16 protein-coding genes are annotated in these 12,751 nt (G+C 70.2%); 13 read left to right on the forward strand and 3 right to left on the reverse strand.

Translation table 11 applies throughout. The features are described 5' to 3' along the window. The first annotated feature begins 1 nt into the window (after position 1). The 8 genes from narI to SGRAN_RS19375 are packed head-to-tail and all read left to right on the forward strand — an operon-like array spanning position 2 to position 5,471. On the forward strand, positions 2-703 hold the full coding sequence (narI, locus tag SGRAN_RS19340; RefSeq protein ID WP_067186255.1) for a respiratory nitrate reductase subunit gamma: 702 nt from the start codon (positions 2-4) through the stop codon (positions 701-703). Further along, positions 696-1,508, forward strand: coding sequence for a peptidylprolyl isomerase (locus SGRAN_RS19345; protein ID WP_067186257.1), 813 nt, complete (start codon positions 696-698; stop codon positions 1,506-1,508). Before narI ends, SGRAN_RS19345 begins: the two co-directional genes overlap by 8 nt. Then, entirely contained in the window at positions 1,505-2,536 is a 1,032-nt protein-coding gene (gene moaA / locus SGRAN_RS19350) for a GTP 3',8-cyclase MoaA (protein WP_234002497.1), read from the forward strand. Before SGRAN_RS19345 ends, moaA begins: the two co-directional genes overlap by 4 nt. A gap of 1 nt (position 2,537) precedes the next feature. Further along, a complete protein-coding gene (locus tag SGRAN_RS19355; RefSeq protein ID WP_076077125.1) occupies positions 2,538-2,807 on the forward strand; it encodes a MoaD/ThiS family protein in 270 nt (89 codons plus the stop codon). After that, positions 2,804-3,277 (forward strand): molybdenum cofactor biosynthesis protein MoaE, encoded by a 474-nt coding sequence (locus tag SGRAN_RS19360; protein ID WP_067186259.1) that lies wholly within the window; start codon positions 2,804-2,806, stop codon positions 3,275-3,277. The genes SGRAN_RS19355 and SGRAN_RS19360 overlap by 4 nt, the downstream gene beginning before the upstream one ends. A gap of 3 nt (positions 3,278-3,280) precedes the next feature. Then, complete coding sequence (moaB, locus tag SGRAN_RS19365; protein WP_067186261.1) at positions 3,281-3,817, forward strand: molybdenum cofactor biosynthesis protein B; 537 nt, start codon at positions 3,281-3,283, stop codon at positions 3,815-3,817. Then, positions 3,814-4,290, forward strand: coding sequence for a cyclic pyranopterin monophosphate synthase MoaC (gene moaC / locus SGRAN_RS19370; RefSeq protein ID WP_082797251.1), 477 nt, complete (start codon positions 3,814-3,816; stop codon positions 4,288-4,290). The genes moaB and moaC overlap by 4 nt, the downstream gene beginning before the upstream one ends. Continuing rightward, positions 4,287-5,471 (forward strand): molybdopterin molybdotransferase MoeA, encoded by a 1,185-nt coding sequence (locus SGRAN_RS19375; RefSeq protein WP_067186262.1) that lies wholly within the window; start codon positions 4,287-4,289, stop codon positions 5,469-5,471. Before moaC ends, SGRAN_RS19375 begins: the two co-directional genes overlap by 4 nt. On the opposite strand, the gene mobA is transcribed toward SGRAN_RS19375, so the two are convergent. Together mobA and SGRAN_RS19385 are read right to left on the reverse strand one after the other, a co-directional pair. Continuing rightward, on the reverse strand, positions 5,452-6,048 hold the full coding sequence (mobA, locus tag SGRAN_RS19380) for a molybdenum cofactor guanylyltransferase (RefSeq protein WP_067186264.1): 597 nt from the start codon (positions 6,046-6,048) through the stop codon (positions 5,452-5,454). The two genes, SGRAN_RS19375 and mobA, sit on opposite strands and share 20 nt — an antisense overlap. A 196-nt stretch (positions 6,049-6,244) precedes the next feature. Beyond that, positions 6,245-6,442 (reverse strand): hypothetical protein, encoded by a 198-nt coding sequence (locus tag SGRAN_RS19385; RefSeq protein WP_067186266.1) that lies wholly within the window; start codon positions 6,440-6,442, stop codon positions 6,245-6,247. Between the two features lie 58 nt (positions 6,443-6,500). On the opposite strand from SGRAN_RS19385, the gene ubiT reads away from it, so the two are divergent. From ubiT to SGRAN_RS19405, 4 genes are all read left to right on the forward strand, one after another. After that, positions 6,501-7,031: a ubiquinone anaerobic biosynthesis accessory factor UbiT gene (gene ubiT / locus SGRAN_RS19390; protein WP_082737365.1), complete on the forward strand. Its 531-nt coding sequence runs from the start codon at positions 6,501-6,503 to the stop codon at positions 7,029-7,031. Then, a complete protein-coding gene (gene ubiU, locus SGRAN_RS19395; protein WP_067186268.1) occupies positions 7,028-8,029 on the forward strand; it encodes a ubiquinone anaerobic biosynthesis protein UbiU in 1,002 nt (333 codons plus the stop codon). The genes ubiT and ubiU overlap by 4 nt, the downstream gene beginning before the upstream one ends. Positions 8,030-8,034: 5 nt before the next feature. Next, on the forward strand, positions 8,035-8,961 hold the full coding sequence (ubiV, locus tag SGRAN_RS19400) for a ubiquinone anaerobic biosynthesis protein UbiV (protein ID WP_237234036.1): 927 nt from the start codon (positions 8,035-8,037) through the stop codon (positions 8,959-8,961). Between the two features lie 162 nt (positions 8,962-9,123). Next, positions 9,124-9,846 carry a cyclic nucleotide-binding domain-containing protein gene (locus SGRAN_RS19405; protein ID WP_067186272.1) on the forward strand — a complete coding sequence of 241 codons (723 nt, stop codon included), beginning with the start codon at positions 9,124-9,126 and terminating at the stop codon, positions 9,844-9,846. A 53-nt stretch (positions 9,847-9,899) separates the two neighbouring features. On the opposite strand, the gene SGRAN_RS19410 is transcribed toward SGRAN_RS19405, so the two are convergent. Beyond that, positions 9,900-12,125 carry an adenosylcobalamin-dependent ribonucleoside-diphosphate reductase gene (locus tag SGRAN_RS19410; protein WP_067186273.1) on the reverse strand — a complete coding sequence of 742 codons (2,226 nt, stop codon included), beginning with the start codon at positions 12,123-12,125 and terminating at the stop codon, positions 9,900-9,902. A 181-nt stretch (positions 12,126-12,306) separates the two neighbouring features. On the opposite strand from SGRAN_RS19410, the gene SGRAN_RS19415 reads away from it, so the two are divergent. Further along, on the forward strand, positions 12,307-12,720 hold the full coding sequence (locus SGRAN_RS19415) for a hypothetical protein (protein WP_067186275.1): 414 nt from the start codon (positions 12,307-12,309) through the stop codon (positions 12,718-12,720). The last annotated feature ends 31 nt before the right edge of the window (positions 12,721-12,751 follow it).

Raw genomic sequence — 12,751 nt, forward strand, 5'->3', positions numbered from 1 at the left:
CATGGAAGCCTTTCTCAACAATCTGTTTTACGGCATCTATCCCTATATCGCGCTGGCGGTGCTGGCGATCGGCTCGATCATCCGGTTCGACCGCGAGCCCTATAGCTGGCGGTCGGGGTCGAGCCAGCTGCTGCGGCGCAGGCAGCTGATGTGGGGATCGGTGCTGTTCCATATCGGGGTGCTGTTCATCTTCTTCGGCCATCTGGTCGGCCTGCTCACGCCGATCGTGCTGTTCGATGCGCTCGGTATCAGCCACGGCGCGAAGCAGTTGCTGGCGATCGTCGCCGGCGGTGTCGCAGGGGTGATGGCGATCGTCGGCGCGACGATGCTGATCCACCGCCGCTTCTTCGATCCGCGCGTGCGCAAGGCATCGAATTTCAGCGACAATATGGTCATCCTGCTGCTGTGGATCCAGCTGGCGCTCGGCCTCGCCACCATCCCGCTGTCGGCGGGGCACCTCGACGGCAGCGAGATGGTCAAGTTCATGAACTGGGCGCAGGGCATCTTCACCTTCCGCGCGGGCGCCGCCGACTACATCGCCGACGTGCACCCGATCTTCAAGGCGCACCTGTTCCTGGGGCTGACGATCCTGCTGATCTTCCCCTTCACCCGCCTCGTCCACATGCTCTCGGCCCCCGTGCGCTATCTGTGGCGCGGCGGCTATCAGATCGTCCGGTCGCGGCGGAGCATGAGCCATGGCTGACACACTAGAACGCGCCGCGGTGCGGGTCGGCGGGGTGGAAATCCCGGCCGCCGCGATCGCCGCCGAAGCGCAGAACCACCCGGCGCAGGACGCCGACAGCGCGTGGACGGCGGCCGCCGAAGCGCTCGTCATCCGCCAGCTGCTGCTCGACGAGGCCGACCGCCAGGGCATCGTGGCCGACGAGCGCACCGACGCCGACGGCCGCACGCTGGCCGAGGAGGACGCCCGCATCGACGCGCTGCTGGCCGGCGCGGTGCGCGTCCCCCAAGCGACCAGCGTGGAGGCGCGCCGCTATTACGACCGCCACCGCGACCGCTTCGCCAGCGAGACGCTGATCGAGGCGGAGCATATCCTGCTGTCGGCGGACCCCGCCGATTCCTTCGCCTATGGGCTGGCGGTCGGCGACGCCCGGATGCTGATCCGCAAGATCGAGGCCGATCCCGCCTGCTTCGCCGCGTTGGCGCGCGAGCATTCCGCCTGCCCGTCGAAGGCGCAGGGCGGCAACCTCGGCCAGATCGGGCGCGGCCAGACGGTGCCCGCGTTCGAGCAGGCGCTGTTCGGCCTTGGCGAAGGCGAGTTGTGCCGCGAGCCCGTGCGCTCCCCCTATGGCGTGCATGTGGTGCGGGCCGGGCGGCGGATCGACGGGCAGCAGCTTCCCTTCGATGCGGTCGAGGCGACGATCCGCGACTATCTGGAGGAAGCGAGCACGCGCCGCGCCATGGCGCAATATCTGTCCATCATCGCCAGCGAAACGACGGTCGAGGGCGTCGCGCTGCCGATGGCCGACGGGCCGCTGGTGCAGTGACGATCGAGCGCATCCGCGACCGGCTGACCACGGCGCCGGACGGCGACCGCGGCCTGACCGACGCCATCGGGCGACGGTTCGAATATCTGCGCCTGTCGCTGACCGACGTCTGCAACTTTCGCTGCACCTATTGCCTGCCCGACGGCTATCGCAAGCGGCACGGGCGCCCGGCCGACCTGTCGGTGGCGGAGATGCGGCGCGCGGTCGGCGCCTTCGCCCGGCTCGGGCTGTGGAAGGTGCGGCTGACCGGCGGCGAGCCGACGCTGCGCCCCGATTTCGAGGATGCGGCGCGCGCGATCGCGGCGGTGCCCGGCATCCGCCGGATCGCGATGACCACCAACGGCTATCGGCTCGCGGACCGCGCCGCCGCGTGGCGCGACGCGGGGGTGAGCGCGATCAACATCAGCGTCGACTCGCTCGATCCGGCCCGCTTCGCCGCGATCACCGGGCACGACCGGCTGGCCGAGGTGCTGCGCGGCATCGAGGCCGCGCGCGCGGCGGGGTTCGACAGCATCAAGATCAACGCGGTGCTGATGCGCGGGGTCAACGACGACGAACTGGCGGCGATGACCGACTTCATCGCCGAGCGCGACCTGTCGCTGCGCTTCATCGAGGTGATGCGCACCAACGACAACACCGCTTTCTTCAAGGCGCGCCACCTCGCCGGCCAGACGGTGATCGACCGGCTGGAGCAGGCCGGCTGGCGGCGGCTGCCGCGCGCGGCGGGCGCCGGGCCGGCGGTCGAATATGCGCACCCCGCCTCGCGCGGCCGGATCGGCATCATCGCGCCCTATGCCCGGGACTTCTGCGCCAGCTGCAACCGCCTGCGCATTGCGTCCGACGGCAAGCTGCATCTGTGCCTGTTCGGCGACGGGGGGCTCGACCTGCGGCCGCTTTTGCAGCAGGATGCCGACGCGGAGGCGCTGATCGAACGCATCCGCGCGCTCACCGCCACCAAGGCGCCGGCGCACCGGCTGCACCAGAACAACAGCGGCGCGACGCCGCACCTCGCATCCATCGGGGGCTGACATGACGGACGGAAAGGAAGCCCGGTTGCAGATTGAACTGTGCGGACGGCTGGCCGACCCCTGCGGGCGGGTCGTCGAGATCGCCGTTCCCGATGCGGGCCTGTCGGTGACGGCGATGCTCGCCGCGCTTGAGCAAACGCATCCCGCGCTGCGGCAGCCGCTGGCGCGCGGCCGCATCCGCGCCTGCATCAACGAGGTCGTGGCGCCGCGCGACGCATGGGTCGCGCCCGGCGACCTCGTGGCGCTCTTCCCGCCGGTGTCGGGCGGATGACCGGCGAGGTCGAACTGACGCCGGACGCGATCGACCCGGCGGCGCGGCTGGCGGCATTCACGGCCTCGCTCTCCGGCGAGGGCGCGGTCGTCAGCTTTACCGGCCACGCGCGCGCCGCGGCAAAGGACGGCGCGCCGCTCGCCTCGCTGGTGCTGGAAAGCTATCGCGGCGTGACGCTCGCCTCGATGCGGGCGATCGCGGCCGACGCGCGGGCGCGCTTTCGCATCACCCGCAGCCTCGTCGTGCACCGGGCGGGGCGCATCCTGCCCGGCGAGGCGATCGTCTTCGTCGCCACCGCCGCCGCGCACCGCCGCGCCGCCTTCGAGGCCGCGGACTATCTGATGGACCGGCTGAAGACCGAAGCGGTGTTCTGGAAGCGCGAGGAGGCGCCCGAGGGAAGCCGCTGGATCGAACCCACCGACGCCGACCGTTCGGCCGTCGCGCGCTGGGAAGCCGCAACATGGGAATGACGCATGCCCGGAATTGACGACAGCCTGACCTTCCACCCGCTGCATATCGCGGTGCTGACCGTGTCGGATACGCGCACGATGGAGACCGACACCTCCGGCGCGCTGCTCGCCGGGCGGCTGACGGCGGCCGGCCACAAGCTCGCCGCGCGCGCCATCGTCACCGACGAGGTGCAGGCGATCCGCGACCGGATGGCGGCGTGGATCGCCGACCCCGGCATCGACATCATCGTCAGCACCGGCGGCACCGGCTTCACGCCGCGCGACGTGACGCCCGAGGCGGTGATGCCGCTGCTGCGCCGGGTGATGGACGGGTTCAGCGTCGTCTTCCACCAGGCGAGCATGACAACCATCGGCGTATCGACGCTGCAATCGCGCGCCTTCGCGGGCCAGGCGGACGATACCTTCATCTTCTGCGTGCCCGGTTCGACCGGCGCCTGCCGCGATGCGTGGGACCTCGTGCTCGCCGCCGAGTTCGACAGCCGCCACCGTCCCTGTTCGATCGCCGGACAGGTGCCGCGCCTCGCCGGACTGTGCGCATGAACGACCTGTCGCACATCGATGCCGCCGGGCGCGCGCGCATGGTCGACGTCGGCGACAAGCCGGTGACGACGCGCCGGGCCGAGAGCCGGGGCGAACTCCTCTGCGCGCCGGCGACGCTCGACAAGGTGCGCGCCGGCGAAACGCCCAAGGGCAGCGTCATCGCCACCGCCGAACTGGCCGGGGTCATGGCCGCCAAGCGCACCGCCGAGCTGATCCCGCTGTGCCATCCGCTCGCGCTGTCGCAGGTGCTGGTGGAGATTGCCATCGACGACAGCCTGCCCGGCTTCAGCATCCGGGCGGAGGTGCGCACCAGCGGGCAGACCGGGGTGGAGATGGAAGCGCTGACCGCCGTTTCGGTCGCCGCGCTGACCCTGTTCGACATGCTGAAGGCGGTCGACAAGACGATGACGATCGAGGCGATCCGGGTGACGGCGAAGGATGGCGGGCGATCGGGCGCGATGCGCAAGCCATGACGGGTTTCGACGACGCGGTGGCGCGCATCGCGCGCGAGGTCCGGCCGCTCGCCGCCGAGCGGGTCGATCTGGCCGAAGCGGCGGGTCGCACGCTGGCCAAGCCGCTGCACGCGCGCGCCGCCGCGCCGCGCCGGGCGGTCGCCGCGATGGACGGCTATGCGATCGTCGACGCGGGCATGCAGCCGGGGGCGCCGCTGCGCGTGATCGGCGAATCGCGTGCCGGGGCGGGGTTCGCGGGGCGCGTCGCGCCGGGCGAGGCGGTGCGCATCTTCACCGGCGCGCCGATGCCCGACGGCGCCGACCGCTGCATCATGCAGGAATATGCCGGGCGCGAAGGCGACAGCGTCATCTTCGCCGAAGGATACGGCCCCGGCTGGCACGTGCGCGCGGCGGGAAGCGATTTCGCGGCGGGGGTGCTGCTGCTCGACGCCGGCACGGAACTGACGCCGCGCGCGATGATCGCCGCCGCCGCGGCCGACACCGCGCAGGTGGCGGTGATCCGGCAGCCGCGCGTCGCGATCGTCGGCACCGGCGACGAACTGGCGCCGCCGGGCAGCGCGCTGGAGCGCGAGGATGCGATTCCCGAAAGCGTGACCTTCGGCGTCATGGCGATGGCGCAGGCACAGGGCGCGCTGGTCGTGAGCCGCGCGACGGGCGTCGACGACCTGCCGACGCTCGAGGCGCTGGCCGACCGCGCGCTCGATCAGGCCGACGTGGTGATCGTCACGGGCGGCGCATCGGTGGGCGAACGCGATTTCGCCAAACCGATGTTCGCGCCGCACGGGCTGGACCTGTTGTTCGCCAAGGTCGCGATCAAGCCCGGCAAGCCCGTGTGGCTGGGCCGGGCGCGCGGCCGATGGGTGCTGGGCCTGCCGGGCAATCCGACGTCGGCGATGGTCACGGCGCGGCTGTTCCTGGTGCCGCTGCTCGCGCAGTTGCAGGCGCGCGGCGTCGAGCGGGCGCTACGCTGGCGGACGCTTCCGCTCGCCGCCCCGCTCCCCGCGACGGGCTCGCGCGAAACCTTCGCGCGCGCGCGATGGGACGAGGCGGGCCTGACGCCGCTCGGCAATCAGGACAGCGGCGCGCAGGCGGCGCTCGCCGTCGCCGACTGCCTGATCCGCTGCCCGCCGGACCAGGCGGCGCTGGAGCCCGGCGCACCGGTCAGCGCGCTGGCGTTCTGATCCGCGCTTCGGCCGCCGCCAGTGCCGCCGCATCGTTGATGTTCGCGAAGGGATCGGGCCCGGCGGCGTCCCACGCCACTTCGGCCATCCCGACCTCTCCGGCAAAGCGCCGCAACGACTGGCCGCCGCGCGCGACATAGGCGTCGAGCGCGCCGCTGTCGGGTCGCCACAGCGCGGCGGTGGGATGCAGGCGCCCGCGGCTGACGGGAAGCGCGGCGCCGTCGCCGTCCAGCGCCGACGACAGGCGTTCAACCAGATCGTCGGGCAGGAAGGGCATGTCGCAGCCGATCATCAGCACGGCGGGGCGGCGCTGCGCGCGCGCATGATCGAACGCGCTCGCCAGCGCGCTGATCGGCCCGATATCGCGGTGACCGTCGAACAGGAGCGGACAGCCGGTGCCCCAATCGCCGTCGCCGGGCCGCACCGCCAGCGCGACCGCATCGCCGTGGCGGCGCGCCCACGCCACCGCATGGTCGATCAGCCGCAGCCCGCCGAGCATCCGCGCAGGCTTGCCGCCGCCGATGCGCGCGCCATCCCCGCCCGCCGCGATCACGATGGCGGGACGCTCAAAGGCCAAGGGACGGGACGGCGGCAAGAGGCATGGGAGCGGCGATCACCCTGCGATCCTTCCACGCCCGGTCGGAGCGGTCAACGGCGCGTGGGCCACGGTGGTGGGTTCAGTGGAATCCGTCGTCATTCCCCCATCCGTCACGCTGAACTTGTTTCAGCATCCACGGTCCGCCTTTTCGGTTTACGCGGTGCTTGTCGCGGGGTCAGATCAGGGATTCCGTCAGGCAAGTAAGGAGCTGTTCCCCGGCGAAAGCCGGGGTCCAGATGGCATAGTGCTGCGCCGCGTGGACCCCGGCTTTCGCCGGGGAACGGTTGCCTGTCGAAAAGGGATAATTGCCAAACAGGTTCAGCATGACGAGGGATAGCGGTGGCCCGCGCAAACCCGCTTCGCCGCCCGCCATATGCGAGCCGCTTGATCCATGTCACTCCGGGTGTCGCGCGGCGTGATAGGCGTGCCGCATGTTGATCGCGCCCACCCTTCCCCCGCGCCGGCGGTTCGAGCCGCTTCGGTCGCCTCCGCCCTCGCCGATACGGGTGATGATCCAGCCGATCCTGAACCGGATCGTCCGCGACGTCACGCGCACGCTTCCCGAACTGTTCGAGCGGCTCGGCCCGCATCGGCACAGCCGATTCCTGATCGACGCCCGCGACCTGCCCTTCGTGCTGCTGCTGCGGCCGGACCCCGACCGGCCGGAACTGGTCGCCTGGCCGCGCCGCGCCGAGCCGCCGCACGACACGCGCATATCGGGCCGCCTCCGCGACCTGTTGGGTCTGATCGACGCCCAGCGCGACGGCGACGCGCTCTTCTTCTCGCGCGACCTCGACATCGGCGGCGATCTGGAGGCGGTGGTGTGCCTGCGCAACGCGATCGACGATGTCGAGGGGTCGATCGCGGACCGGGTGGCCGACGCGCTGGGACCGGCCAGCCGGATCGCCTGGGCGTTGCTGCGCCGGCGCCACGCCCGGCCGAACCGCGGGGGCGGCCGATGACCGGCAGCCCGGAGCTCATCTGTCCGGCGGGAACCCCCGCGACGCTGCGCGCGGCGGTCGATGCCGGGGCGGACGCCGTCTATTGCGGCTTCCAGAATGCGACCAACGCGCGCAACTTCTCCGGCCTCAACTTCACGCCCGATGAGATGCAGGCGGCGGTCGGCTATGCCCATGCCAGGGGCGCGAAAGTGCTGCTCGCGCTCAACACCTTTCCCCCGGCGGGCCGGTTCGACCTGTGGAAGCAGGCGGCCGACGACGGGGCGGCGATGGGCATCGACGCCTTCATCGTCGCCGACATCGGGGTGGCGGCCTATCTGGCCGATCATCATCCCGGCTGCCGATTGCACCTGTCTGTGCAGGCGGCCGCCTCCAGCCCCGAGGCGATCCGTTATTATTGCGAGCGGTTCGGCGTCCGGCGCGTCGTGCTGCCCCGCATCCTGACGGTGCCCGAAATCCGCCAGCTCAAGTCCGAGATTCCGTGCGAGATAGAGACGTTCGTGTTCGGCAATCACGGCCTGATGGTCGAGGGCCGGTGCAGCCTCACCAACTATGCCGTCGGCCGCTCGACCAACATGGACGGGGTGTGTTCCCCGGCTTCGGAAGTCCACTATCAGCGGGCGGAGAACGGCGCCCTCACCGCGCAGCTGGGCTGTCACGTCATCGACCGCTTCGAGGCCGGGCAGCAGGCGGGTTATCCGACGATCTGCAAGGGGCGGTATCGCGCGCCGGTGCGCGACGATCCCTATTACGCCTTCGAGGAGCCCGTCAGCCTGAATCTGATGGACATGCTGCCCAGCCTGATCGGCGCGGGCGTCGATGCCTTCAAGATCGAGGGGCGGCAGCGGTCGCGCGCCTATGTCGGCGCGGTGGTCGGCGCCTTTCGCGCCGCGATCGACGCGGTGATGGCCGGGCAGACGCCGCCATCCGCCGACCTGATCGCGCTGACCGAGGGGCAGAAGCAGACCCACGGCGCCTTTGCGACCAAGAAATGGCGGTGACGGCGATGTCCACGGCGAAACTGACCCTCGGCCCGATCCTGTTCCACTGGGATGCGGACCGGAAGCGCGATTTCTATGCCCGGATCGCGGACGAGGCCCCGATCGACACCGTCTATCTGGGCGAGGTCGTCTGTTCGAAGCGCAGCCCCTTTTTCGACCGCCACTATCCCGAGGTGATCGAGCGGCTCGAACGCGCGGGCAAGCAGGTCGTGCTGTCGACGCTGGCGGAGGTGGTGCTGCCGCGCGAACGCCGGGCGATCACCGAATTGTGCGCGCAGACCGATTATCCGGTCGAGGTCAACAACGCCGCCGGCCTGTCCGCGGCGAGTGGTCGGCCGCACCGCATCGGGCCGATGATGAACGTCTACAACGAACGCTCGATGGCGTATCTCGCGCGCGCCGGGGCGGCGCATTTCACCCTGCCCGCGGAACTGCCGCGCGGCGCGGCCGAGGGGCTGGCGCGGACCGCCGCCGACCTCGGCGCAGCGACCGAGGTGCAGGTGTTCGGGCGCGCGTCGCTGGCGGTTTCGGCCCGCTGCTACCACGCGCGCGCGCACCGGCGCACCAAGGACGATTGCCAGTTCGTCTGCGGCGAAGACCCCGACGGCATGCCGCTGCGCACCCTCGACGGCCAGGCCATGCTGGCGATCAACGGCATCCAGACCCTGTCGCACAGCTATGTCAACCTGATCGCCGAGCTGGACGAGATGCGGGCGATGGGCATCGACCATTACCGCCTGATGCCGCACGGCGTCGACATGGTGGCGGTGGCGACGATCTTCGCCGACCGCGCCGCCGGGCGCACCGATGCCGCGCAGGCGGCCGAGCGGATCGAGGCCCTCGATATCGGGGCGCCCTTTTCCAACGGATTCTGGCACGGAATCGCCGGGCATCGCTATTGGCCGGCCCGGCTGCACGCCGCCTCGACCTGACGAAAAGGCGGCGACGGGAAAGAGCGAAAACGACCGGCGCGGAGCGTCCGGGCGGCCGCGCATCCTGCACTTGATTCATATCAATCGGACAGCGATTTGCGATTGCGAAAGCCGGCCCGTTGGGCGAGCGGCAGGGAGAAACATGCCGCGGGAAAGCCGATCATGACGAAGCGCGCGATGCTGTCGAAGGACCACCCCTGCCGCAGTTGCGACGTCAGCGCCGAGGCCCTGTGCCGCGCGCTGGATGTCGAGACGCTGGCCGATTTCCGCAACCAGGGGGGCCGGCTGCACCTGACCGCCGGGCAGACGCTGTTCCACCAGGGCGACCCCGCCGACTGCGTGTTCAGCCTGACCAGCGGCGTCGTCAAGCTTTACGCGATCCTGTCGGACGGACGCAGGCAGATCGTCGCCTTTCTGTTCCCCGGCGATTTCGTCGGCTTCGAGACGCAGCAAAGCCACGGCTTCGCGGCCGAGGCGATCGGCGACACGACCCTGTGCCGCGTCCTGAAGCGGCGGTTCGAATGGTTCGTCGATCACTATCCGGCGCTGGCCGAGGCGCGCTATCGGCGCGCGACCGCCGAACTGGCCATCGCGCAGGAAAGGATGGTGACGCTCGGCCGCCAGACCGCGGCGGAACGGCTGGCGGGCTTTCTGTCGGATATTCAGCGCCGCGCCGGATTCCGCGGCCGCGACGGGGCGAATCTGGTTCCGCTGCCGATGAGCCGGGGCGACATCGCCGACTATCTGGGGCTGACCAAGGAAACGGTGAGCCGCGAACTCACTAACCTGCGCAAGGCGCGGGTCATCCGCTCGCATTCGCTGACGCTGATCGAGATTCTCGACCCACGCGGGATCGGCGCGCTGGCCTGCGGCATCGCCGCCTGACCCCGACCGCAGGCCCCGCGTGACGCTCCGCGCGGGGCGTCAGGCCCGGCCGGTCAGCCGCATCGCGAATAGCCGCACTCGAGGCATTTGTCGCAGCCTTCGGTGCGCTGCACCGCCGCCGCGCTGCATTGCGGACAGATCGCGGGAACCGCGACCCGCGCCTTGGCCGGGGCGCCGTCGACCGGGTCGGGGCGCGGCCCCTCACGGCCGCTCAGCGCCTCCAGATGCCGCTCGAACAGGTCGCCGATCGCCGCGAGGAGGGACGGAACGTAACGGCCCCCCATCCACGCTCCGCCCCGCGGATCGAACACCGCCTTCAGTTCCTCTGCGACGAAGGCGATGTCGCCGCCGCGGCGCAGCACCGCGGATATCATCCGGGTGAGCCCCAGCGTCCATGCATAATGCTCCATATTCTTGGAATTGATGAAGATTTCGAACGGGCGCCGCGTCCCGCCGCTGTCGATGTCGTTGATCGTGACATAGACGGCATGGGCGCTGTCGGGCCATTTGATCTTGTAGGTCGTGCCATGGAGCGATTCGGGGCGCGGCTGCAATTCGGCCTCGGCCGCGGGCGCGGCGGGCGCCGCCGGGGCGACGCTCAGCACCGATCCGGTCGTGTCGTTCGGGCGATAGGTCGTCAGCCCCTTGCAGCCGAGCAGATAACCCTCCGAATAGATGTCGACGAAGGCCTCGAAATCGATGTCCTCGGGGCAGTTGACGGTCTTGGAGATCGAGCTGTCGATGAAGGGCTGCGCCGCCGCCTGCATCGCCAGATGGTCCGACGGGTCGAGCGACTGCGCGCTGACGAACAGCGCGTCGGGCGGCGCCTCGTCGCCCTTCACCTGCTTCCACACGCGATAGCCGTGATCCTCCACCGCCTCCTCGCGCGTCGAACCGTCGGCCTGGCGGACCTTGCGGCTGTAGCTGTAGGCGAAGACCGGCTCGATGCCCGACGAGACGTTGCCCGCGAGCAGCGACGTGGTGCCGGTCGGCGCGATCGAGGTGAGGCAGCCGTTGCGCAGGCCGTTTTCCGCGACCAGCGCGCGGGTCGCCTCGTCGAGCGAGCGCAGGTTCGGCCGGTCGAGGATCGCCGGATCGTAGAGCGGCAACCGTCCCTTTTCCGCCGCCAGATGCGCGCTCGCGCGATAGGCGGCCTGCTTGATGGTGCCCAGCCATCGCTGCGTCAGCGCGATCGCATCGGCCGAGCCATAAACGGTGTTGCAGAACAGCAGCGCGTCGGCGAGCCCGGTGACACCGAGGCCGATGCGGCGCTTCGCCTTCGCCTCGGCCTCCTGCTGCGGCAGCGGATAGCGCGAGATGTCGATCACATTGTCGAGGAAGCGGACCGCGGTCGCGGTCAGCGCCGACAGTTCCTCCTCGTCGAGCACCGCATGCGCCGAAAAGGGCTGCGGGACCAGCCGGGCGAGGTTGATCGAGCCGAGCAGGCAGGCGCCATAGGCCGGCAGCATCTGTTCGCCGCACGGATTGCTCGCCAGGATATCCTCGCAATAGGCGAGATTGTTCTGCTGGTTCACCCGGTCGATGAAGATGACTCCCGGTTCGGCGACGTCGTAGGTCGCCTGCATCAGCCGCCGCCACAGGTCGCGCGCGCCGACCGTGCGATGCACCGCGCCGCCGAAGGCGAGCGGCCATTCGCCGTCGCAGGCGAGCGCCTTCATGAAGGCGTCGCTGACCAGCACCGACAGGTTGAAATTGCGGAAGCGCGCCGGGTCGCGCTTGGCGTCGATGAACGCCTCTATGTCGGGATGGTCGATGCGCAGGCACCCCATCATCGCGCCGCGCCGCTGGCCCGCGGCCATGATGGTGCCGCACATCGCGTTCCAGCTGTCCATGAAGCTGAGCGGACCCGAAGCCTGTGCGCCGACGCCGCGAACCGCCGCGCCGGCGGGGCGGATGGACGAGAAGTCCATGCCGACCCCCCCGCCCTGCTGCATCGTCACCGCCGCCTCGCGCAGATGCGCGAAGATACCGTCGAGATCGTCGGGAATCGCCCCCATCACGAAACAGTTGAACAGCGTCACGTTGCGCGCCGTCCCCGCCCCCGCCAGGATACGGCCGGCGGGAATGAAACGGAAATCGGTCAGCGCCTCCAGAAACTCCCGCTCGCAGCGCGCCTGTTCGGCCGGCGCCTCGTTCGCGGCGATGGCGCGGGCAACGCGCGTCCATGTCGCCTGCACGCTGTCGTCGCCGCCGCCCTCGGTCGGTTGGAAGCGATATTTCTTGGTCCAGATTTGCTCTGCCAGTGATGTGTCGAACATGCCGCATTGGCCCCTTGGCTGTTGGAAGCGAAGAGTAGGATGTTTCGCTCCGGCCGAAATTGATCCAGCGCACTTCCGGCATAAAAAGCGCCGCTCGCGCCGCCGGCGCACCGTTTCTTATTGCGAATCGTTCGCAAATATTATATCGGGAACGGACACCCCAGCAAAGGAAGGCAAGGCCATGGCTGCGCTTCATCCGGTTACCCCGATCGCCGACCTGTCCGATTCCGAAACGACGCTCGTCCCGGCGGCGCTGCGATGCTGGCGCGCGGCGCGCGACGCCGGCGCGCCGGTTCAGCAACGCCTGCACAAATTGCTGGCGCCGGTGCGCGGCGCGATGCTCGCCCCGGCATTCGACAGCCTGCTGATGCTGTACGAACTGGCGCTCGGCAGGCGTCTCGTCGCGGGCCAGTCGGCGGCCTTGTCCGCGGACGAGCGAATGCTGCTCGGCCTGCTCGACGGGGCAGGCGATCGCGGCGCGCGGTTCGCCGATACGGGGGCCGTGGCCGCGATGCTCGACAGTGCGGTGCGCTCGACCCGCGTGCTGCTGGCACGGGCGCGCCGGGGTATCGGCGGAGCCGCCCTTCCCTGCTGATCCCGGCCTGCGCACGGCGACGCCGGGGCCG

This window comes from Sphingopyxis granuli (assembly GCF_001559015.1).
GTDB lineage: Bacteria > Pseudomonadota > Alphaproteobacteria > Sphingomonadales > Sphingomonadaceae > Sphingopyxis > Sphingopyxis granuli.

Bases quoted from the DNA above. Each gene is read 5' to 3' on its own strand.
- ubiT (WP_082737365.1), top strand. From the start codon at position 6,501: ATGTTGATCGCGCCCACCCTTCCCCCGCGCCGGCGGTTCGAGCCGCTT.
- SGRAN_RS19355 (WP_076077125.1), top strand. From the start codon at position 2,538: ATGACGGACGGAAAGGAAGCCCGGTTGCAGATTGAACTGTGCGGACGG.
- SGRAN_RS19385 (WP_067186266.1), bottom strand. From the start codon at position 6,442: ATGGCGGGCGGCGAAGCGGGTTTGCGCGGGCCACCGCTATCCCTCGTC.
- SGRAN_RS19415 (WP_067186275.1), top strand. From the start codon at position 12,307: ATGGCTGCGCTTCATCCGGTTACCCCGATCGCCGACCTGTCCGATTCC.
- moaB (WP_067186261.1), top strand. From the start codon at position 3,281: ATGCCCGGAATTGACGACAGCCTGACCTTCCACCCGCTGCATATCGCG.
- ubiU (WP_067186268.1), top strand. From the start codon at position 7,028: ATGACCGGCAGCCCGGAGCTCATCTGTCCGGCGGGAACCCCCGCGACG.
- SGRAN_RS19360 (WP_067186259.1), top strand. From the start codon at position 2,804: ATGACCGGCGAGGTCGAACTGACGCCGGACGCGATCGACCCGGCGGCG.
- SGRAN_RS19405 (WP_067186272.1), top strand. From the start codon at position 9,124: ATGACGAAGCGCGCGATGCTGTCGAAGGACCACCCCTGCCGCAGTTGC.
- SGRAN_RS19375 (WP_067186262.1), top strand. From the start codon at position 4,287: ATGACGGGTTTCGACGACGCGGTGGCGCGCATCGCGCGCGAGGTCCGG.
- narI (WP_067186255.1), top strand. From the start codon at position 2: ATGGAAGCCTTTCTCAACAATCTGTTTTACGGCATCTATCCCTATATC.
- SGRAN_RS19410 (WP_067186273.1), bottom strand. From the start codon at position 12,125: ATGTTCGACACATCACTGGCAGAGCAAATCTGGACCAAGAAATATCGC.
- SGRAN_RS19345 (WP_067186257.1), top strand. From the start codon at position 696: ATGGCTGACACACTAGAACGCGCCGCGGTGCGGGTCGGCGGGGTGGAA.
- moaC (WP_082797251.1), top strand. From the start codon at position 3,814: ATGAACGACCTGTCGCACATCGATGCCGCCGGGCGCGCGCGCATGGTC.
- ubiV (WP_237234036.1), top strand. From the start codon at position 8,035: ATGTCCACGGCGAAACTGACCCTCGGCCCGATCCTGTTCCACTGGGAT.